Below are 19,179 nucleotides of genomic sequence, written 5' to 3' on the forward strand. Positions count from 1 at the left end.
CATCAGCACTTTTTTATTTGGGTAAACACAAATGCCAAGACTGATGAAGACCAAACCCCTCCCACAGGGACAGTGCCCAGTCAGATGTTTCTGCAGCTGGCTGAGCCCCTTCTGCATCAGCACTTTTTTATTTGGGCGAACACAAATCCCAAGATTGATGAAGACCAAACTGTGGGAGGGGGCTTGCTCCCGATAGCGGTGTGTCAGATAAATATTTTTCAACTGACACACCGCAATCGCGAGCAAGCCCGCTCCCACAGGTTGATCCCGTGCGGCTTGGGGTTCTTCCTCAGCGCACCGCGCTTACCCCATCCAGTGTCGAAAATGAGGTGTCCTTCGCCGTCAGCAAAAAATCACGCATGTACGGCGCGTCCAGCATGTCGGCACGAATGCCCGCGTACAGCGTCGCAAACAAGCCCTTCTCGCCCAAACGCTTGGCCTTCACATACCCACGCGAGCTGTATTCATGCAGCGCCCAATGCGGCATACCGCACACACCGCGCCCGCTGGCCACCAGTTGCATCATCATCACCGTCAGTTCCGACGTGCGCACCTGCGCCGGTTCCACGTCGGCGGGCTCCAGAAAACGCGTGAAAATATCCAGGCGGTCGCGCTCCACCGGGTAAGTGATCAAGGTTTCGGTAAGCAAGTCTTCGGGCACGATATACGACTTGTTCGCCAACGCATGCTGGTTGGCCACCGCCAACATGGCCTCGTAGGTAAACAGCGGCACATAGGTGATACCGGGCAGTTCTTGCGGGTCGGACGTCACCACCAAGTCCAGATCGCCACGCGCCAATGCCGGCAATGGCGCAAAAGCGAAACCGGACGCCAGGTCCAGCTCGACCTCCGGCCAGGCATCGCGAAACTGGTCGATGGTCGGCATCAGCCACTGAAAGCAGCTATGGCATTCGATGGCCATGTGTAAACGCCCGGCGGTGCCGCCCGCCAAGCGCGCGATGTCACGCTCGGCGCCGCGCAGCAACGGCAACGTGGCGTCGGCCAGTTGCAGCAGGCGCAGGCCGGCGCTGGTAAAGCGCAGCGGCTTGGTTTTACGCACGAACAACTGCATGCCGAGGCGTTCTTCGAGTTCCTTAAACTGGTGGGACAGCGCCGATTGCGTCAGGTGCAGGCGTTCGGCGGCTTCCACCAGGCTGTCGGCTTCGCGCAGCGCGTGCAGGGTCTTGAGGTGGCGTATTTCGAGCACGGGCTCTCCATGAAAGCAATTTGTGACAAGTTCGGATGGCGTGAGTTTGTCTCATGTTGCTAACACTGTCGATCACGACCGCTGGGCACACTTCATTAAACTGTCACACAACTGTGGCAGCGCGCTTGAACAAACTTCATCAGACTCGCGCTCTACTGGGGTTCTGCGTTTCGGTGTTTTCCATGCGTGTGTTGCTGTTACTGGCCGCTTTATTGTTCGGCCTGCCGTCTTTTGCGGCGTCTCGATGTGATGTGAATGTCCCGACTCAAACCGTCGACCTGGATAAGGTGAGCATCGCCTACCAGAGCATCGGCCGTGCGTCCGACCCGGCCTTGCTGCTGGTAATGGGCCTGGGCGGCCAGTTGATCCACTGGCCGGATGAAGTGGTGGTTGCCCTCTGTGAACAAGGCTTTCGGGTGATCCGCTACGACAACCGTGACGTCGGCTTGTCGACCTGGCGCCAAGTGCCTGCGAACGCCAACCTGACCTTTGAAGTGCTGCGCTACAAGCTCGGCCTGCCGGTGTCGGCGCCGTACACGCTGACCGACATGGCGGATGATGCGCTGGGCTTGATGGATGCCTTGCAGGTTCGGCAATTCCACGTGTTGGGCGCGAGCATGGGCGGCATGATCGCCCAGCATATGGCGGCCATGGCGCCGCAGCGGGTCGAGAGCTTGACGCTGATCATGACCAGCTCCGGCGCCGAAGGCCTGCCGGCGCCGAAGGCTGCGCTGCTGCAACTGTTGGCGCGGCGCGGCGCGCCGAATCGTGAGGTAGCGCTGGAACAACAAGCCGACCTGCTGGCCGCCTTGGGCAGCCCGAACGTGAAAGATGATCGCCAGGCGTTGCTGCATCAGGCGGCGCTGTCCTACGACCGCGCGTTCAACCCGGAAGGGGTGAAGCGCCAGATCATGGCGATTCTCGCCGAGCCCAGCCGCGTACCGTTGCTTAACCAACTGCGCGTGCCAACCCTGGTGGTGCACGGTACCGCCGACCCGCTGTTGCCGGTGATGCACGGCGTGCACCTGGCCGCGCATATTCAGGGCAGCCAATTAAAGCTGATTCCCGGCCTGGCCCATCGTTTCCAGGAAGCGTTCAAGGCGCCGTTGCTGGCGGCCGTGTTGCCGTACCTGAAAGCCCATCGCGAAGATGCCGCGCACTGGGCGCAGATTGACTTGGGCGAGCCTTCGAACGTGCTGTGAAGTTGGTGTATGGTGCAACCTTTGTGGCGTGGCTCTGTCAGCAAGAACGCCACCAGAAATGCCAGCGAGGTTGCCCACCATGAGTACTGCCCTGAAAATCGATTTTGTCAGCGACGTGTCCTGCCCTTGGTGCATCATCGGCCTGCGTGGCCTGACCGAAGCGCTCGACCAGCTCGGCAGCGAAGTGCAGGCCGAGATTCATTTTCAACCGTTCGAACTGAACCCGAACATGCCCGCCGAAGGGCAGAATATCGTCGAGCACATCACTGAAAAATACGGCTCCAGCGCCGAAGAATCACAGGCTAACCGTGCGCGTATCCGTGACATGGGCGCCGAGCTGGGTTTTGCTTTTCGCACCGACGGCCAGAGCCGTATTTACAACACCTTCGATGCTCATCGCTTGTTGTATTGGGCGGGCCTTGAGGGCTTGCAGTACAACCTCAAGGAAGCGCTGTTCACGGCGTATTTCAGCGATGGTCAGGACCCGTCCGACGCTGCGACGCTGGTAAGCATCGCCCAAGGCGTTGGCTTGGACGGCACGCGCGCGGCCGAGATTCTGGCGGGCGATGACTATGCAGCTCAGGTGCGCGAAGAGGAGCAACTGTGGGTCTCGCGCGGTGTGACGTCGGTGCCGACTATCGTGTTTAACGGCCAGTACGCGGTCAGTGGTGGTCAGCCGGTCGACGCGTTTGTCGGCGCGATTCGCCAGATCATCCGCGAAGCCAAGGGCTGAGCCTGCCCTGATCGTTCCTTGCAAGGTGACGCGCAGCATCAGGTCAGTCAAATTTGTAGCTGATCGCGGTCTGCACCTGGCCCTGGTTCACCTCGCCGACCTGTTTGACGATGCTGCTGTTAGCCGCAGAACCGACCAGGTGCGTCCAACTGGCGCTGGTCAACAGCGACCAGTGGCTGGCCAGCGGGAACTCGAAACTCTGCGTCAGCGTGAGGTTCTGGAACCCTGCGCTGGCGTTGTACGCGCGAATACCTGAGGCCGCAGATTCCTTGTCGTCCACCCCGAAAAAGGTCTGCGTCTGGCGCGCGTCTGCAAAGCGCGCCAGCAGGCCGGTGCTGCCGATAATGCCACCACCCAGCGGGTAGCCCAACTCGCCGCCGAGTTTACCCAGCACCCCACTTTGATCACGCCCGCCGCCCACGGCTTGGCCGACTTGCGCGTACACGCGCCAGAAGTCGGCGGGGGCGTACTGAATAAAACCGCCCATTTCGGCCATGTCCGACACGTCGCGCAAACCGCGCAGCGAGCCATTCGCCGTGCGGCCCGGCAGGTAATTGATATAAGGCCCGGCGCTGACGCCGTGGGTAGTGAGTGCGCTCCAGGTCAGGCCGTCGTCAGTGCCGAGGCTGACATTGCCCCAGTCCAGATCGAAGTAGGGAATCGGCCGTGTTTCGTAGCGGCTGCCGGTGGGGTCGTGCGGTTGATAAGTGAAGCCCGCGCCGACTTCACCCGTAATGCCGTCAGCCAATACCGTGCCGGGAAAGCCCCAAACCCCCAGTAAGACGGTGAATACAGCCGAAGTGACCTTGAACATGGCGCGGTTTCCTTATCTGAACAAGCGCGCATTCACGCGCGAAGAGCGCCCCTCGCGCAAGCACTCATCTTGTTTGTAGCAGGCTACAAAAATTGTAGCTCCGCCGACACAAATCACCTCGTGAATCCGCCAAAAGCCCAGCCCCGCTGGGCTTTCGCCAGTTGGCACAATGCCTGCTATATCCCTTTTGCAAGCGCACAGAGCGCGTTTTTCTACAAGCCCTCCAACTCAAGGAAAGGCAATGATCCAGTGGCATATCGTGTGTGATTTCGACGGGACCATCACCCCCACCGATGTCATCGACAACGTCCTCCAACGCTTCGCCAGCCCCGAGTGGGAAACCATCGAACAGGAATGGCTGGACGGGCATATCGGTTCACGCGAATGCCTGAGCCGCCAACTGGCGCTGATCAAGGCCACCCCGGCTGAACTGCTGGCGTACTTTGACAGCGTCGAGATCGACCCGGACTTTCCGGATTTCGTCGACCACGTCATGGGCCTGGGCGCGACCATCGAGGTGGTCAGCGACGGCATCGAGCAAGGCATCGCGCGGATCTTGTCGCGCAACTACGTGACCTTGCTGCCGATCCTCGCCAACCGCCTGCGCCAGGTCGACCAGAACAGCTGGCGCATCGACTTCCCGTATGCCAGCGATGCCTGCCGCGCGGCTTCCGGCAACTGCAAGTGCAAATCCACCCCGCGCAACAAGCGCGTGCTGGTGATCGGCGACGGCAAGTCCGACATGTGCGTGGCCTCCACCGCCGACTTCGTCTTCGCCAAAGGCAGCCTCGCCACCTATTGCGAAGCCAACAACATTGCCCACGCGCGCTTCGACACCTTCGCCGAAGTGCCCGCGCTGCTGGCCCGACTGCCTCAGGGCATCGCCGCCAACGCAAACACCTTTACTGCTGCTGACAACCAGGAAATCTTCCACCATGTCTGATACCCGTATCGCCACCGCCGAAGACCAGATTCTTCTGGATAAAGAAGCCAAGTACTGCTCGTACGGCGACACCGTTCACTACATTGAGCCACCGCGTATTTTCAGCCGTTGTGAAGGCTCCTACGTGTGGGACACCGAAGACCAGGCCTACCTCGACCTGCAAATGTGGTACTCGGCGGTTAACTTTGGCTACGCCAACCCGCGCCTGAACAACGCGCTGAAACAGCAGATCGACACGCTGCCGCAAATTGCCAGCCAGTACCTGCACAAAGGCAAGATCGAGCTGTCGGAAATGATCGCGGTCGACGCCAAGAAAAAATTCGGCCTCGACGGGCGTGTGCATTTCAACGTCGGCGGGTCGCAGTCGATCGAAGACTCGCTCAAGGTTGTGCGTAACGCCACCAACGGCAAGAGCCTGATGTTCGCCTTCGAAGGCGGCTACCACGGCCGCACGCTCGGCGCCTCGTCGATCACGTCGAGCTACCGCTACCGTCGCCGCTATGGCCACTTCGGCGAGCGCGCGCAATTCATTCCATTCCCGTACCACTTCCGCGGCCCTAAAGGCATGACCAAAGAAGAATACGGCAGCCACTGCGTGCAGCAATTCGCGCGCCTGTTCGAGACAGAATACAACGGCGTTTGGGACCCGAAAGTCGGCACCAGCGAATACGCAGCGTTCTACGTTGAGCCGATCCAGGGCACCGGCGGCTACGTGATTCCGCCGTTGAATTTTTACCGCGAGCTCAAGCAGGTGCTCGACCAGCACGGCATCTTGATGGTCTCCGACGAAATCCAGATGGGCTTCTACCGCACCGGCAAGCTGTGGTCGATCGAGCACTTCGACGTGCAGCCGGACATCATCGTTTTCGGCAAGGCGCTGACCAACGGCCTGAACCCACTGGGCGGCATCTGGGCGCGTGAAGAGTTGATCAACCCGAAGATCTTCCCGCCAGGCTCGACGCACTCCACCTTCGCCTCCAACCCATTGGGTACGGCGGTAGGCCTGGAAATGTTCAAGATGACCAGCGAAGTCGACTACGGCGCGATGGTCATGGCCAAGGGCAAATTCTTCCTCGAAGGCCTGCAAGACCTGCAGAAGCGCTTCCCGATCATCGGCGACGTCGACGGCCTGGGCCTGGCCCTGCGCTGCGAAATCTGCGGGCCGGACGGCTTCACCCCGGACAAGGCCACCCTGGACTACATGGTCGAGGAAGGCATGAAGGGCGACATGGTAGTAGACGGGCGCAAACTCGGGCTGATCCTCGACGTGGGCGGCTACTACAAGAACGTGATCACCCTGGCGCCGTCGCTGGAAATCAGCTACCCGGAAATCGAACTGGGCCTGAAGCTGCTTGAGCAGTTGCTGGTGCGAGCGACTAAACGGTGAAGGCGGCCAACGACGTCGAAATCGACCTGGGTGAAGGTGATGCCGGCTTCGTTCTCGGTGACGGTCCGGTCGGGGTCGTGTTGATTCACGGCCTCACCGGCACGCCGACGGAATTGCGGCAAGTCGCCAAGGGCTTGGCCAAGGCGGGTAACTGCACGGTGTATGTGCCGACCCTGGCCGGGCACTGCGGCGACAACAGTGACTTGCAGGCCACCGGCTGGCTGGACTGGTACGCCGGCGTGCGCAAGACCTTCGTGCAGGTCAAGCAACGCCACGCGCAAGTGTTTGTCGGTGGCTTGTCGATGGGCGCGGTGATGTCGATGTACCTGGCCTCGGAGCATCCGGGCCAGGTCGCAGGCTTGTTGATGTATTCCACCACGCTTAAGTACGACGGCTGGAGCATCAACAAAATGGCGTTCATCACGCCCTTGCTGATCCGCATTCCCTTTGGCGTAAAGCTCTTTCGTTTTACCGAGAAACCGCCCTACGGCATCAAGAACGAGCGCCTGCGCGCGATCGTCGAGCGGCAAATGAAAGAAGGCGAGAGCAGCGCAGCGGGCTTGTTGACGATGGAAGGCGTAACGGTGCGCGAGTTGCATTGGATGAACGCCGAGGTCAAGAAACGCATGCCTTCAATCAACGTCCCTGCGTTGGTGTTGCACTCCATCGAGGACGACATTACCAGCCGCTGGAACGCCGATTACGTGGAGCGCCACCTTGGCGGGCCGGTGACCAAGATCCTGTTGGACAACTGCTACCACATGATCACCGTCGACCTGCAATACCGCCGGGTCATCGAGTTGAGCGCTGAGTTTATCGAACAGCATGCCGCTGTTATCCAGGTTGCAGAAGACTATCGACAGCGGGCATTAGCCTAAGGACGCTACGTGATCACCGCCCAAGCCTTCTCGACTATCCGGGCCATCCAGCGCAGTGCCTGGAACGACTGTTTTCCCGGAGCCCTGGAGGATTGGGATTTTTACCTGGCCGTGGAAAACGCGGCCATCGATGATTTCAAATGGCGTTACCTGGCGGTTTACGAAGCCGGCACGCTGGTGGCGGTTGCGCCGGCGTTTATCACCCACTATCGCCTCGACACCACGGTGTCGGGTGTCGGCAAGCGCTTTACCGAGCGCCTGGAGCGACTGTGGCCGGGTGTTTTACGCTTGCAGTTGTATGCCATCGGCTCGCCCGTCGCCGAGCGTTGCGACGCAGGCGTGGCCAGTCGCGTGCCCGAGGCGCGACGCCCGTTGATGATCAAGCGTTTGCTCAAGGCGGCGCGCCAGGACGCCAGCGAACTGGCCATCGGCCTGGTGGCGGTCAAGGACGTGCCGACGCAAGATTCGCAGTGGGCGGCCATCTGCCGCGCGGCCGGGTTTCAGCGCATGCCAAGCTTGCCCAGCGGTTCGCTCGCGGTGCCCTTTGGCTCGGTCGACGCTTACCTGGGGTCACTGTGCAAGGCGGCCCGCAAGGAACTGCGCCGCAAAATGCGTGCGCCAGGCCCGCGGGTAGAGTGGCGGCGCAACATTGATGACGTGCTGCCTGAGGTGATGCGTCTTTACGCTGACACCCTGAGCCGCTCGGACGTGCAGTTCGAACGCCTGCCGGCCGCTTACTTCACCGGCATTCTTGAGCGGCTTGAAGCGCGCGCCGTGTGTGCGCTGTATTGGGCGGACGAGCGGCTGGTGGCGTTTAACCTGATCCTGCTGGACCAGCACCGCTTGGTCGACAAGGTTTTTGCGCATGACAGTGAGTTCAGTCGCGAGTACAACCTGTACTTTCGCAGTTGGCTAACCAATGTAGGCTACTGTATTGCGCACACTATTCCCGTGTACGAGTGCGGTCAGGCCGGTTACGCCAGTAAACTGCGCCTGGGCTGCGAGTTTAGCGGCAACAGCATGTTCTTCCGCCACCGCAATTGGCTGGTCAACGGCGTGCTCAAACTGGTGAAAATGTACCTCCGACCGGATCGTTCCGACCCTGCCATGGCTGCTGCGATAAGCGAAACCTGATGATCAACAAGCCCCGTCCAAAAGCCCGCCCTTTTGCCATTTCGCGCTGGAGCGTCCAGCGCAAGCTGGTGTTGGCGTTCTGGCTGGTCAGCGTGATTCCGACCATGATTGCGGCCGAGTTGGCGGCGACCACGCTGTCGCAGATTTTCGACAGCAACGTGCGTATCTGGCTGCAAGAGTCGACCAAAATCGTCAAGGACGAAATCGGCGACATCCTTCATGACAACGCGCGCATGGCCAAGCTGTTCCTGCGTTACACCAGCCCGCCCACCACCAAGCAAGCCGCCAGGCACGACCGGCTTACGGCTGACATCGCCGATGCGACCGACATTGATGTGGTCGCGCTGATTCGCGTCAGTGACCACAAGGTGGTGTTCAGCACGGCGCCCGACGATATTGTCAAACAGATCAGCGTGACCAGTAATGCGGTGCTGCAGACGGTGGAAGTGGCCGGTGTGACCACGGGCCTGGTGGTCTCGACGTTCGAAACCACCCAAGAGGGCGTGGATTACCTGCTGTTGGTCGCCACGTACCTGGACAGCAGTTTTCTCACCAGCGTGGCCGATGTGCACTCCCTCGACCTGCGCTTATACCTGGCCAACCCTGCGGGCTTTAACGAAATATTCTCGACCCAGCGCTTCGAAAACCACCCGTCGCGTATCCCCAAGGATGTTGAGACGGCCATGCGCAGCACCAAGCAGCCGAGTGAGCAGTTCACCAGCAATTACAGCGGTTTGTATTGGCCGATTTTCAATGACGCAGGCGAGCTGCAAGGGGTGATTTTCAGCGGCTTGTTGCGCCATACCAGCCTCGTGGGGTTGGTCAACCAGAGCAACCTGTTCGTGCTGATTTTTTTGCTCAGCTCGGCGTTGTCGCTGGGCGCCGGTGTGCTGGTATCACGGCGCCTGACCAAGCCGCTGCGTGACTTGTCGCAAGGCGTGGACGCGGTGATCTCGGGCAATTATGAGCACCGCGTGTTGGTCAGTGGCGGCGATGAACTGGCGCAACTGAGCAGCACGTTCAACCACATGACCGAGCGTCTGGGCGAGTTGCACCACCTCGAAGCCCAGTTGCGCCGCCGCGATCGCCTGCACGCGCTGGGCGAAGTTGCCATGGGCCTGGCCCACGAAATTCGCAACCCGCTGGGCATTATCAAAACCGCGACCCAACTGTTGCACCGTCGTGCCGACCTGGCAGAAACCGACAAGCGCCACTTGGAATATGTGATCAGCGAAGTCAGCCGCATCAACGACCTGATCACCGAGTTTCTTGACTTTGCCAAACCCAATTCGCCGCTGCGCGTGTTGCAGCCGGCGCGCCCGGTGGTAGAAGAAATTCTCGGCTTCTGCGGCCCCGAGCTGGCCACCCATAACATTGATGCGCACATCGACGACCAGGCGCCCGGTGCGACGATCTATGCGGATGCCAAGCAGTTGAAGCAAGCGTGTCTGAACCTGATTCTCAACGCCATCGATGCAATGCCCGACGGCGGGCGCCTGACCTTGGGCATTCGCAGCGTGGGCAGCAACACGCTGATCAGCATCGCCGACACCGGCCAAGGCATACCGGCGGACATGCTGGAGCGTATCTTTACACCCTTTGTCACCACCAAGGCCTTGGGCACAGGCTTAGGCCTGGCTAAAGTCTATTCGATCATGGAAAGTCACGACGGCAGCATCGAATGCGCCAGTGAGAAAGATGCCGGCGCCACCTTCAGCCTGTACATTCCGGCGCAGGGTGAAGACGACGGCGACGATGAGGAAGGTCATGACGCATAACGTATTGGTAGTCGACGACGAGCCCAAACTCTGTGACTTGCTGTCGTCAGCCCTGAGCCAGAACGGCATTCAGGTGTTTACCGCGAGCAACGGCCTGCACGCGCTCAAGGTGTTGGAGCAGGAAGACATCGACCTGGTGATCAGCGACTGGCGCATGCCCGGCATGGACGGGCCGGCGCTGTTGGCCGAGATCAAAGCGCGCTTTCCGCAGGTGCCGGTGATCGTGATGACCGCCTACAGCACGGTGAAAAACGCCGTGCAGTCGATGCGCAACGGCGCCTATGACTACATCGCCAAGCCGTTCGACATCGACGAGCTGGACATCACCGTGGCCAAGGCCCTGCAATTTCGCGACATCCTGCGCGACAACGTGCGCCTGCGTGCCGAGCTTGACCAGCATGCGCAATTCGACAGCCTGGTGGGCGACAGCCCGGCGTTCCGTCGGGTGCTGCAGGCCATCGACTCGGTACGCGACAGCAACGCGACCATCTTGCTGACCGGCGAAAGCGGCACGGGCAAGGAAATGGTCGCCCGCGCTATTCACAAGCACGGTAACCGTGCCGACCAGCCGTTTGTGGCGGTCAACTGCGCGGCGATCCCGGAAGGCTTGCTGGAAAGCGAGATGTTCGGCCATCGCAAGGGCGCCTTTACCGGCGCCGTGGCAGACCGGGTAGGGCGCTTTATGCAGGCCGACAAAGGCACGTTGTTTTTGGATGAAGTGGGCGATATGCCGCTGGCGTTGCAGGCCAAAATTTTGCGCGCGTTGCAGGAACGGGTGATTGAGCCGGTGGGCGACCCGCGCGAGCGCAAGGTGGATGTACGGGTGATCGCGGCCACGCATAAAAACCTGCTGGACGCGGTGGCCAACAAAGAGTTTCGCGAAGATTTGTATTACCGCCTGAATGTGTTTCCGATTGAACTGCCGGCGCTGCGCGAGCGCGCGGAGGATATTGCGCCGCTGGCCCGCCACTTCGCCCAGACGCTGAGTGCCACTGCGGGTAAACGCATTACCGGGTTTAGCCCCGAGGCATTGCAGGCGATGGCGGCTTACGGCTGGCCGGGGAATATTCGCGAACTGCAAAACTGTGTGGAGCGCGCGACGATTGTGGCGGCAAAGCCGGTGATTGAAGACATCGATTTGCCGGCCTATCTGTTTGCCTCCAGGCCTGCCGAGGGTGGCGCTGCGGCGTTGTTGGGTGACAACCCGAGTGTGCCAGCTGACCTGGATGCAGCGTTGGCGGAGGTTGAGAAAACCTACATTCTGGCCGCGTTGAACGAGAGCAACGGCGTGCAGGCTGCGGCGGCGTCGAAGATCGGTATTTCCGAGCGCAGTTTTTGGTATCGGTTGAAGAAGTTGGGCATTCAGGTAGAAAAAATCATCCGCTGATCGTTCCCACGCTAGTTGCCTGGCCCACTGCCATCGGGAGCAAGCCCCCTCCCACCTTTGGCTTGGGGTGGGTCAGCTGTGCAGGCGCACCCACACACTCACCAGCACCGTGGCCGCCATCAACCAGGCCACTGCTGCAACCGCCAGCGACGCCTCAAGGCGCATCCGGTCGACCATCACGTACAGCGTCGCCAGATACACAAAATACGGAATGATCGACCACATTCCGAACACGATGGTGGTCTTCAAATCCTCCACCGAGCGGCCCTTGCCGACGATGTAGTGCGCAATCAACGCAAAGGTCGGAAACAGCGGCACCAGGCCTGCGATGTAGTAGTTTTTAGTCTTGGCCAGCGCCGCCAGCACCAATACCACTGCCGCACCGATGGCGGCCTTCAAGAACAGATCCATCAGTGGCTCAACCCATATTTCTTGACCTTGTCGAACAGGGTGGTCTTGGCCATTCCCAATTCCTGGCTGGCCTGCGTCAGGTTGCCGCCGCTGCGTTGCAGGGCGTCGTTGAGCAGGTTGCGCTCGAAGGCTTCGACCGCCTCGGTAAAGGCCAGGCCATGGTTGCTGCTGCCGTTGCCGGTTTTTTTGAAGACCGGCAAGCCCAAGGCAAAACGTTCGGCGACGTTGCGCAGTTCACGCACGTTGCCGGGCCAGTCGTGGCTCATCAGCATCGACACTGTTTGGTTGTCCAACTCGGGCACGCTGCGGTCGAAACGCAAGGACGACTGCTGCAGGAAGTGTTCGAACAACTGCAGGATGTCTTCACGGCGTTCGCGCAGTGGCGGCAATTCCAGGGTCACCACGTTGAGGCGGTAATACAGGTCGCTGCGAAACTGGCTGGCGCGGCTCAGTTCATCGAGGTTGGATTTGGTGGCGGCGATCACCCGGCAATCCACCGCCACGCTCTGGTTCGAACCCAGGCGCTCAAGGGTGCGTTCCTGTAACACCCGCAGCAATTTGATCTGCAGATTGATCGGCATGCTTTCCACTTCATCGAGAAACAGCGTGCCTTGGTGGGCGTGCTCGATTTTGCCGATGCGACGTTTGCCGGCGCCGGTAAAGGCATTGGCTTCGTGGCCGAAAATCTCGCTTTCAAACAGGTTTTCCGGCAAACCGCCGCAGTTCAGGGCGACGAACTGGTGGGAATGGCGGCGGCTGAAATCATGCAGGCAGCGCGCGACCAGTTCCTTGCCGGTGCCGGTCTCGCCTTCAATCAGCACGTTGGCCGAGGTGTCGGCGACGTTGGCGATCAGTTCGCGCAGGTTTTGCATGGCCGGCGAGCGGCCGATGATGCGGCCCTCAAGCGAGTCGCGCTCGGCGAGTCGGCGACGCAGTGACCAGACTTCCCGCGCCAGCCCGCGTTGCTCCAGGGCGCGGCGAGCGACGTCGACCAGGCGCTCGGGCGAGAAGGGCTTTTCCATGAAGTCATAGGCGCCGTTGCGCATGGCGCCGACCGCCATCGAGATGTCGCCATGCCCGGTGATCAGCACCACCGGCAAGCTTTTGTCCAAGGCTTTAAGGCGCGTCAACAGCTCCAGGCCATCGATGCCCGGCAGGCGAATATCGCTGATCACGATGCCCGCAAAGTTTTCGCCGATACGCGTGAGTGCCTCTTCGGCACTGCCCACGCCCACGCTGGGAATGTCTTCCAGCGCCAGCGCTTGTTGGCAGCCGAGCAGCACATGCGGGTCGTCTTCGACGATCAGCACGGTGAGGTCGTCGGTAGAGGCTGTAGTGTCTGTATTCATGTCGACTCAGCTTTTTGAGTGCCCACCAATGGCAGGCACAAGACAAAGGCCGTACCGCCACTGGCCGGGTGTTCCACGGCGAGGTTGCCGCCGGTGGCCGCCGCGAGGCTGGCGGAAAGGGTCAGGCCCAACCCCAGGCCTTGTTCGCCGGGTTTGGTGGTGAAGAACGGTTCGAATAAGTGTTTGCGTGCCTCGGGGGCGATGCCGTGGCCGTTGTCGCGCACGTGCAGGCGGTATTTGCCCTCGGCGCTGTGGCCGTCCAGCCACAGTTGCGGCGCCGGTTGCGCCTGCATCGCGTCGAGGGCGTTGCCGATCAGGTTGACCAGAATCTGCTCCAGGCGCGTCTGGTCGATCTGCAAGTGGGCGTTGGGGAAGTTGCGATGCACGCTCAATGGCAGGCCGTCCAAACGTGGGCCAAGTACCTGGAACGCGGCCTCCACGGCTTTGCCAAGGCTGGCTTCGCCCTGGTCGTCACCGCGCCGGGCGAACGAGCGCAGGCTGGCGGTAATACGGCCCATGCGGTCGATCAGTTCGTTGATGGTTTTGAGGTTGGCGCTGGCGGTATCCAGCGCGCCGCGCTCAAGGAACCGCACGGCGTTGCCCGACAGGGTACGCAGCGCCGCCAGCGGCTGGTTCAACTCATGCGCGATGCTGGTCGACATCTGGCCGATGGCGGCGAGTTTGCCTGCCTGCACCAGCTCGTCCTGGGCGCGGCGCAGGGTTTCTTCGGCCTGCCGTCGTTCGCGGATCTGGCCCTTGAGCTGTTCGTTGCTGGCGCGCAGGTCGGCGGTGCGTTCGGCAATCCGGCGTTCCAACTGGCTGTTGGCTTCCTGCAAGGCTTCCCGCGCGGCAAGGCGTGTGGCGATGACCTTGCGCCGCTCGTTCCAGGCGATCAGCAAAAAGGCGACCAGGCCAAACGCGACAGCCACCAGAATGCCTTGGTTGATTGCGGCTTGGCGCAGGTCATTGAGCGGCGTCAGCAGGGTGAAGTTCCACGGTGTGTCATTCAGTGGCCGGCTCTGGGCCAAATAGCTCACGGCCTTTTCGTCTGCCACCACTTCACTGTTGGCGGGGAAGGTCAGTTTTTCGGTGCCTGCATTCAGGCGCTCGCGGGCCAGCGGCTCCAGCTCGTTAAGTGTCGCCCAATAATATTGCAGGCTGTGGGCCAGGCGTTCCTTGGTCTCGGCGCTCAACGGGTGCACAGCCTTGAGCCGACGCGCCGGGTCGCTGGAGAGGATGATGATGCCGTTCTCGTCGCTCACGAACGCTTCCAGGCGTGCGCGTTGCCAACGTTCTTCGAGGGCTTCAAGGCGCACTTTGACCACGGCGACGCCGATGATCTTGCCGTGTTCTTCCAGGCCGTGGGCCAGGTAATAGCCGGGTTCGCCGTTGGTACTGCCGATGCCGTAAAAACGCCCGGGCTGGCCGCGTACGGCTTTTTGGAAATAGGCACGAAAGGACAGGTCTTCGCCTTGATAACTGTCGGCATCGCGCCAGTTACTGGTGGCCAGCACGCGGCCGGTGGTGTCCATGACATAGATAGCCCGACTGCGACTGCGTCGGTTCAGGCCTTCGAGGTAATCGTTAACCGTCTGCCGGGTTTCCTGGTTGGGGTCGGCCAGCAGTTTGGAAACGCTGGACTCCAATTCAAGCAGGCTGGGCAAGTAGGTGTATTTGCCGAGTTCGCTTTCGACGGTGCGGGCGTGCAGTTCCAACTGGCGTTCGCCGTTGTCACTGAGGGTGCGGATGCCGTAGTAATCACTGATGCAAAAGCCGATATAACCCAGGCCGACCATCAGGGCGATGATCAGCGGCGGCAGAAACAACTGGCGAATCAGACGAGGCTTCACGGCAAGTGATGGCGGTGCGGCGCGATAGAGGTTGGGGTCGCATTTCATCACAGATGCCTTGGGTCAACCAGCGCTGCCAGCCTGAGCGTTCCAATGGGGGCAAGCTATTTGTGGTAGCTGGCGTCTATGGGAATAGGTTTTTGTGGGAGCGGGCTTGTGTGGGAGCGGGCTTGCTCGCGATAGCGGTGTGTCAGTCAAAAGATTCATTGGCTGAACCACCGCCATCGCGAGCAAGCCCGCTCCCACATAGCCCGCCCCCACACAGGCCCGGTGCCTGCAGCATTGGCTTAGTGCTGCAGGATCTTATCGAGAAATTGCTGCGCGCGTTCGGAGCGGGCGCTGATGTCGCCGAAGAACTCTTCTTTCGGGCAGTCTTCGATGATCTTGCCGGCGTCCATGAAAATCACGCGGTCGGCCACTTTGCGCGCGAAGCCCATTTCGTGGGTCACGCACATCATGGTCATGCCTTCGTGGGCCAGTTGCACCATCACGTCGAGCACTTCGTTGACCATTTCCGGGTCCAGCGCCGAGGTCGGTTCGTCGAACAGCATCACAATCGGGTCCATGGCCAATGCGCGGGCAATCGCTACGCGTTGTTGCTGGCCGCCAGACAACTGGCCCGGGTGCTTGTGGGCGTGTGCCGAGAGGCCGACGCGCTCAAGCAGTTGCAGGCCCTTTTTGGTGGCCTCTTCCTTGCTGCGACCCAGCACCTTGATCTGTGCGATGGTCAGGTTTTCGGTGATGGTCAGGTGCGGGAACAACTCGAAGTGCTGGAACACCATGCCCACGCGTGAGCGCAGTTTCGGCAGGTTGGTCTTCGGGTCGGCGATGGAGGTGCCATCCACTACCACGTCGCCTTTCTGGAACGGTTCCAGTGCGTTGACGCACTTGATCAGGGTGGATTTGCCCGAGCCGGAAGGCCCGCACACCACGATCACTTCGCCTTTTTTAACCTCGGTGCTGCAATCGGTCAGCACCTGGAAGTCGCCATACCACTTGTTGATGTTCTTGATAGAGATCATACGGCAAACCTTTTTTGCAGACGCTTGACCAGCAGCGAGGCGGAAAAGCTGATGATGAAGTAGACGACACCGGCAAAGATCAGGAACTCATTCGAGCGGCCGATGATGTCGCCGTTGGAGCGGGCGGAGTTGAGGAAGTCCACCAGGCCCACGGTGTAGACCAGCGAGGTGTCCTGAAACAGGATGATCGACTGTTGCAGCAGCAACGGGGTCATCTTGCGGAACGCCTGCGGCAGAATGATCAGGCGCATGGTCTGGCCATACGTCATGCCCATCGCTTGTGCTGCGCCCATCTGGCCCTTGGGAATCGACTGCACGCCAGCCCGCACGATTTCACAGAAGTACGCGGCTTCGAACATCATGAAGGCCACGACGCAGGACGCGAACGCACCGATCGGGGTGTCTTCGCCGGTGATCCAGCGCAACACGAACGGCACCGCCAGGTAGAACCAGGTGATCACCAGCAGTAGCGGGATCGAGCGGAAGTAGTTCACATAGGCGCCGGCCACGCGTGACAGCAGTTTGTTCGACGACAGGCGCATCAGCGCGAGGATCGTACCCAACGCGATGCCGCCGACCACGCCCATGACCATCAACTGCAAGGTCATGACCATGCCGTTCCACAGGCCCGGGATGGCGGGAATGATACCGCTGAAATCAAGTTCCATTATTTACCCCCCACAGAGATCAGGCCGGGCACGGCGACTTTTTTCTCGACCACGCGCATCAGCAACATCAGGCTCATGTTCAGGGTGAAGTAGATCAACGTGGCCAGGGTGAAGGCTTCGAACAGGTTGGCCGAGAACTCGGCGGTCTGTTTGGTTTGCGCCAGCAGTTCCATCAAGCCGATCAAGGACGCCACGGAGGAGTTCTTGAACACGTTGAGAAATTCCGAGGTAAGCGGCGGAATGATGATGCGATAGGCCTGCGGCAGCAGCACGTTCCAGTAGACCTGCGGCAGCTTGAAGCCCATGGCGCGCGCGGCGGACTCTTGACCGCGAGGCAGCGCTTGAATGCCGGTACGCACTTGCTCACAGACGCGCGCGGCGGTGAACAGGCCCAAACACACCACAACGCTCAGGTAGGCCGACGTGGTCGGGTTGAGGTCTTGTTTGTACCAGTCCTGCAGGTTTTGCGGCAGCAGGTCGGGTATCAGGAAGTACCAGATAAACAGCTGAACCAGCAGCGGCACGTTACGGAACAGCTCTACGTAGCAAGTCGCGATGCCCGCTACGAGGCGGTTTGGCACGGTGCGCATGACCCCCAGAATGGAGCCCAGCAGCAAGGCGATAATCCACGCCACCACCGCGATGGCGATGGTCCAGCCCAGGCCGGCGATGTACCAGTCGAGATAGGTCTCGCTGCCAACGCCAGTGGACTTGAAGAATACGCCCCAGTCCCAGTTGTAATTCATTAGGGTCTCCCCTCGAAATCGATCGATGTACAAGCACCCGCTTGGGGAGATCCTTTCCCGCCCGACGGTGAACGTCAGGCACACGCGATCGGCTCGAAAACCGCCAGGTCGAGTGTTCCACAATAAAGCCAGCAGGTAGTCACAAACGCCTGAGGGAACGTTGGCCCCCTCAGGCGATCAGGTTGGATCAGGTGTCAGATTTTTACGTCAGGCGCCGGCTTGTCGCTTGGGTTAGCGATCAGCTCCTTAACCTTGTCACTCATCGGGAAGTTCAGGTTCAGGCCTTTAGGTGGAATCGGGCTTTCGAACCACTTGCTGTAGATCTTGTTGATCTCGCCGGATTTGTAGAGGCCTGCGATGGCGTCATCCACGGCCTTTTTGAACGCTGGGTCGTCTTTACGAACCATGCACGCGTAGGCTTCAAAGGACTGCGGCGTACCGGTGATGACCCAGTCGTCCGGCTTCTTGGCCTTGGCTTCTTCACCGGCCAGCAGCGCGTCATCCATCATGAAGGCAACGGCGCGGCCGCTTTCGAGCATCTGGAAGGACTCGCCGTGGTCTTTGGCGGAGATGACGTTCATGCCCATCTGCTTGTCGGCGTTCATCGCTTTGATGATGCGCTCGGACGTGGTGCCAGCGGTGGTCACCACATTTTTGCCTTTCAGGTCAGCAAAGTCGACGTAGGACGGCTTGCCATCCTTGTCTTTCTTGACCAGCAAGCGGGTGCCGATTTCGAAGATGTTGGTGGTGAAGTCGACCTGCTGGGCGCGTTCGGCGTTGTTGGTGGTGGAGCCGCACTCAAGGTCGGCAGTGCCGTTCTGGATCAGCGGAATACGCGTTTGCGAGGTGACCAGGTTGTACTTGGCTTTCAGGTCGGGCTTGTTCAGGTCTTTTTTCAGGGCTTCAACGATTGCCAACTGAATGTCGTGGGAGTAGCCCACGGGTTTGCCCGAACCATCCGCGATATACGAAAACGGAATGGAGCTGTCGCGGTGAGCGAGAGTGATGGTGCCGGAGTCGTTGATTTTCTTCAGTGTGCCGGTGAGTTCGGCGGCGAAAACTGGAGTGCTGATCAGAGCAGCAGCGATAGCTGCGCCCAGGATATGGGGAACGATGCGCATCAATACTTCCTCGACATTTATTTTTTTTATGAAGCCGGTTGGCGGCTCTCTTGTGCAACGAATGCCCTAGACGGCTCCTGAGGCGCCTTGAGCAATCGTCAGGAAGTGTAGAGCATGAGTCGTGCCAGACCCGGGCGTTAAGGTTAAGTTGTTGATTTAAAGCGAGATTAATTTTTTATTGCGGGGAGTGTTTGATGGTTCGGTCCGGCAAACCGAATAGAGCGATGGGTAGTGTTCGGAAAACCGAATGGCCATGTGCCAGATGTATACACATACAAATGTGGGAGGGCCCACTGCATCTTTGATGTGGCGCTGTAGCGCACCACTCGGTGCCTCGCAGTGGTTCGGCCATCGTGGTTTAACGGGGCGCTTCTCAGGTCAAAAGCAAAAGCATGGCGGCCTGAAAGCTGACCTGAGTGGTTGAAGCAGATCAAAGGCGGCTTGCATACACAGCAGATCTGCTTGTGCTTTTTGTGGGAGGGTGCTTGCTCCCGATAGCAGTTTTACAGCTGATTACATGAATTGACTGACCCGCCGCCATCGGGAGCA

Annotated in this window: 18 protein-coding genes; 8 read left to right on the forward strand and 10 right to left on the reverse strand. The window is 60.1% G+C overall.

Going from position 1 to position 19,179, the window contains the following annotated elements; genetic code table 11:
- The coding region (locus tag F0169_RS27580) for a hypothetical protein (RefSeq protein WP_206670188.1) at nucleotides 1-246 on the reverse strand (246 nt) is incomplete at its 3' end.
- Between the two features lie 43 nt (nucleotides 247-289).
- Nucleotides 290-1,207, reverse strand: coding sequence for a transcriptional regulator MetR (gene metR / locus F0169_RS26235; RefSeq protein WP_058412726.1), 918 nt, complete (start codon nucleotides 1,205-1,207; stop codon nucleotides 290-292).
- A 182-nt stretch (nucleotides 1,208-1,389) separates the two neighbouring features.
- Here metR and F0169_RS26240 point away from each other — a divergent pair, with 182 nt between their 5' ends.
- Nucleotides 1,390-2,409, forward strand: coding sequence for an alpha/beta fold hydrolase (locus F0169_RS26240; RefSeq protein WP_058412725.1), 1,020 nt, complete (start codon nucleotides 1,390-1,392; stop codon nucleotides 2,407-2,409).
- A gap of 79 nt (nucleotides 2,410-2,488) precedes the next feature.
- A complete protein-coding gene (locus tag F0169_RS26245; RefSeq protein ID WP_152748044.1) occupies nucleotides 2,489-3,142 on the forward strand; it encodes a DsbA family oxidoreductase in 654 nt (217 codons plus the stop codon).
- A gap of 43 nt (nucleotides 3,143-3,185) precedes the next feature.
- On the opposite strand, the gene F0169_RS26250 is transcribed toward F0169_RS26245, so the two are convergent.
- Entirely contained in the window at nucleotides 3,186-3,956 is a 771-nt protein-coding gene (locus F0169_RS26250) for a MipA/OmpV family protein (protein ID WP_152748045.1), read from the reverse strand.
- Nucleotides 3,957-4,197: 241 nt separating this feature from the next.
- Between F0169_RS26250 and F0169_RS26255 the strand changes: the two genes are divergently transcribed.
- The 6 genes from F0169_RS26255 to F0169_RS26280 are packed head-to-tail and all read left to right on the forward strand — an operon-like array spanning nucleotide 4,198 to nucleotide 11,463.
- Nucleotides 4,198-4,899, forward strand: a complete 702-nt coding sequence (locus F0169_RS26255) for an MtnX-like HAD-IB family phosphatase (RefSeq protein WP_058412722.1) — start codon at nucleotides 4,198-4,200, stop codon at nucleotides 4,897-4,899.
- Nucleotides 4,892-6,286 (forward strand): aspartate aminotransferase family protein, encoded by a 1,395-nt coding sequence (locus F0169_RS26260; RefSeq protein ID WP_058412721.1) that lies wholly within the window; start codon nucleotides 4,892-4,894, stop codon nucleotides 6,284-6,286. Before F0169_RS26255 ends, F0169_RS26260 begins: the two co-directional genes overlap by 8 nt.
- Nucleotides 6,283-7,164 (forward strand): alpha/beta hydrolase, encoded by an 882-nt coding sequence (locus F0169_RS26265; protein ID WP_058412720.1) that lies wholly within the window; start codon nucleotides 6,283-6,285, stop codon nucleotides 7,162-7,164. Before F0169_RS26260 ends, F0169_RS26265 begins: the two co-directional genes overlap by 4 nt.
- Nucleotides 7,165-7,173: 9 nt before the next feature.
- Nucleotides 7,174-8,298, forward strand: coding sequence for a GNAT family N-acetyltransferase (locus tag F0169_RS26270; RefSeq protein ID WP_172979565.1), 1,125 nt, complete (start codon nucleotides 7,174-7,176; stop codon nucleotides 8,296-8,298).
- Nucleotides 8,298-10,076 (forward strand): sensor histidine kinase, encoded by a 1,779-nt coding sequence (locus F0169_RS26275; protein ID WP_152748046.1) that lies wholly within the window; start codon nucleotides 8,298-8,300, stop codon nucleotides 10,074-10,076. The genes F0169_RS26270 and F0169_RS26275 overlap by 1 nt, the downstream gene beginning before the upstream one ends.
- Nucleotides 10,066-11,463, forward strand: coding sequence for a sigma-54-dependent transcriptional regulator (locus F0169_RS26280; RefSeq protein WP_122249383.1), 1,398 nt, complete (start codon nucleotides 10,066-10,068; stop codon nucleotides 11,461-11,463). Before F0169_RS26275 ends, F0169_RS26280 begins: the two co-directional genes overlap by 11 nt.
- Nucleotides 11,464-11,535: 72 nt before the next feature.
- Here the strand turns inward: F0169_RS26280 and F0169_RS26285 are convergent, their stop codons facing one another.
- From F0169_RS26285 to F0169_RS26315, 7 genes are all read right to left on the reverse strand, one after another.
- Nucleotides 11,536-11,874, reverse strand: coding sequence for a GlpM family protein (locus tag F0169_RS26285; protein WP_152748047.1), 339 nt, complete (start codon nucleotides 11,872-11,874; stop codon nucleotides 11,536-11,538).
- A complete protein-coding gene (gene aauR, locus F0169_RS26290; protein ID WP_058412715.1) occupies nucleotides 11,874-13,223 on the reverse strand; it encodes a two-component response regulator AauR in 1,350 nt (449 codons plus the stop codon). Before aauR ends, F0169_RS26285 begins: the two co-directional genes overlap by 1 nt.
- A complete protein-coding gene (aauS, locus tag F0169_RS26295) occupies nucleotides 13,220-15,121 on the reverse strand; it encodes a two-component sensor histidine kinase AauS (RefSeq protein ID WP_152748048.1) in 1,902 nt (633 codons plus the stop codon). The genes aauR and aauS overlap by 4 nt, the downstream gene beginning before the upstream one ends.
- Nucleotides 15,122-15,360: 239 nt before the next feature.
- Nucleotides 15,361-16,095: an amino acid ABC transporter ATP-binding protein gene (locus F0169_RS26300; protein ID WP_058412713.1), complete on the reverse strand. Its 735-nt coding sequence runs from the start codon at nucleotides 16,093-16,095 to the stop codon at nucleotides 15,361-15,363.
- The gene (locus F0169_RS26305; RefSeq protein WP_058412712.1) at nucleotides 16,092-16,763 is read right to left on the reverse strand and encodes an amino acid ABC transporter permease; all 672 of its coding nucleotides are present in this window, start codon (nucleotides 16,761-16,763) and stop codon (nucleotides 16,092-16,094) included. Before F0169_RS26305 ends, F0169_RS26300 begins: the two co-directional genes overlap by 4 nt.
- Nucleotides 16,763-17,509, reverse strand: a complete 747-nt coding sequence (locus tag F0169_RS26310; protein WP_058412711.1) for an amino acid ABC transporter permease — start codon at nucleotides 17,507-17,509, stop codon at nucleotides 16,763-16,765. The genes F0169_RS26305 and F0169_RS26310 overlap by 1 nt, the downstream gene beginning before the upstream one ends.
- 194 nt (nucleotides 17,510-17,703) lie before the next feature.
- Nucleotides 17,704-18,630, reverse strand: a complete 927-nt coding sequence (locus F0169_RS26315) for a glutamate/aspartate ABC transporter substrate-binding protein (RefSeq protein ID WP_152748049.1) — start codon at nucleotides 18,628-18,630, stop codon at nucleotides 17,704-17,706.
- Nucleotides 18,631-19,179: the final 549 nt, after the last annotated feature.

The sequence above is a fragment of the Pseudomonas kitaguniensis genome (genome assembly GCF_009296165.1).
GTDB lineage: Bacteria > Pseudomonadota > Gammaproteobacteria > Pseudomonadales > Pseudomonadaceae > Aquipseudomonas > Aquipseudomonas kitaguniensis.

Coding starts and splice junctions, on each gene's coding strand:
- F0169_RS26305 (WP_058412712.1), bottom strand. CDS start 16,763: ATGGAACTTGATTTCAGCGGTATCATTCCCGCCATCCCGGGCCTGTGG.
- F0169_RS26285 (WP_152748047.1), bottom strand. CDS start 11,874: ATGGATCTGTTCTTGAAGGCCGCCATCGGTGCGGCAGTGGTATTGGTG.
- F0169_RS26280 (WP_122249383.1), top strand. CDS start 10,066: ATGACGCATAACGTATTGGTAGTCGACGACGAGCCCAAACTCTGTGAC.
- aauS (WP_152748048.1), bottom strand. CDS start 15,121: ATGAAATGCGACCCCAACCTCTATCGCGCCGCACCGCCATCACTTGCC.
- F0169_RS26255 (WP_058412722.1), top strand. CDS start 4,198: ATGATCCAGTGGCATATCGTGTGTGATTTCGACGGGACCATCACCCCC.
- aauR (WP_058412715.1), bottom strand. CDS start 13,223: ATGAATACAGACACTACAGCCTCTACCGACGACCTCACCGTGCTGATC.
- F0169_RS26310 (WP_058412711.1), bottom strand. CDS start 17,509: ATGAATTACAACTGGGACTGGGGCGTATTCTTCAAGTCCACTGGCGTT.
- F0169_RS26300 (WP_058412713.1), bottom strand. CDS start 16,095: ATGATCTCTATCAAGAACATCAACAAGTGGTATGGCGACTTCCAGGTG.
- F0169_RS26315 (WP_152748049.1), bottom strand. CDS start 18,630: ATGCGCATCGTTCCCCATATCCTGGGCGCAGCTATCGCTGCTGCTCTG.
- F0169_RS26245 (WP_152748044.1), top strand. CDS start 2,489: ATGAGTACTGCCCTGAAAATCGATTTTGTCAGCGACGTGTCCTGCCCT.
- F0169_RS26260 (WP_058412721.1), top strand. CDS start 4,892: ATGTCTGATACCCGTATCGCCACCGCCGAAGACCAGATTCTTCTGGAT.
- F0169_RS26275 (WP_152748046.1), top strand. CDS start 8,298: ATGATCAACAAGCCCCGTCCAAAAGCCCGCCCTTTTGCCATTTCGCGC.
- F0169_RS26250 (WP_152748045.1), bottom strand. CDS start 3,956: ATGTTCAAGGTCACTTCGGCTGTATTCACCGTCTTACTGGGGGTTTGG.
- F0169_RS26240 (WP_058412725.1), top strand. CDS start 1,390: ATGCGTGTGTTGCTGTTACTGGCCGCTTTATTGTTCGGCCTGCCGTCT.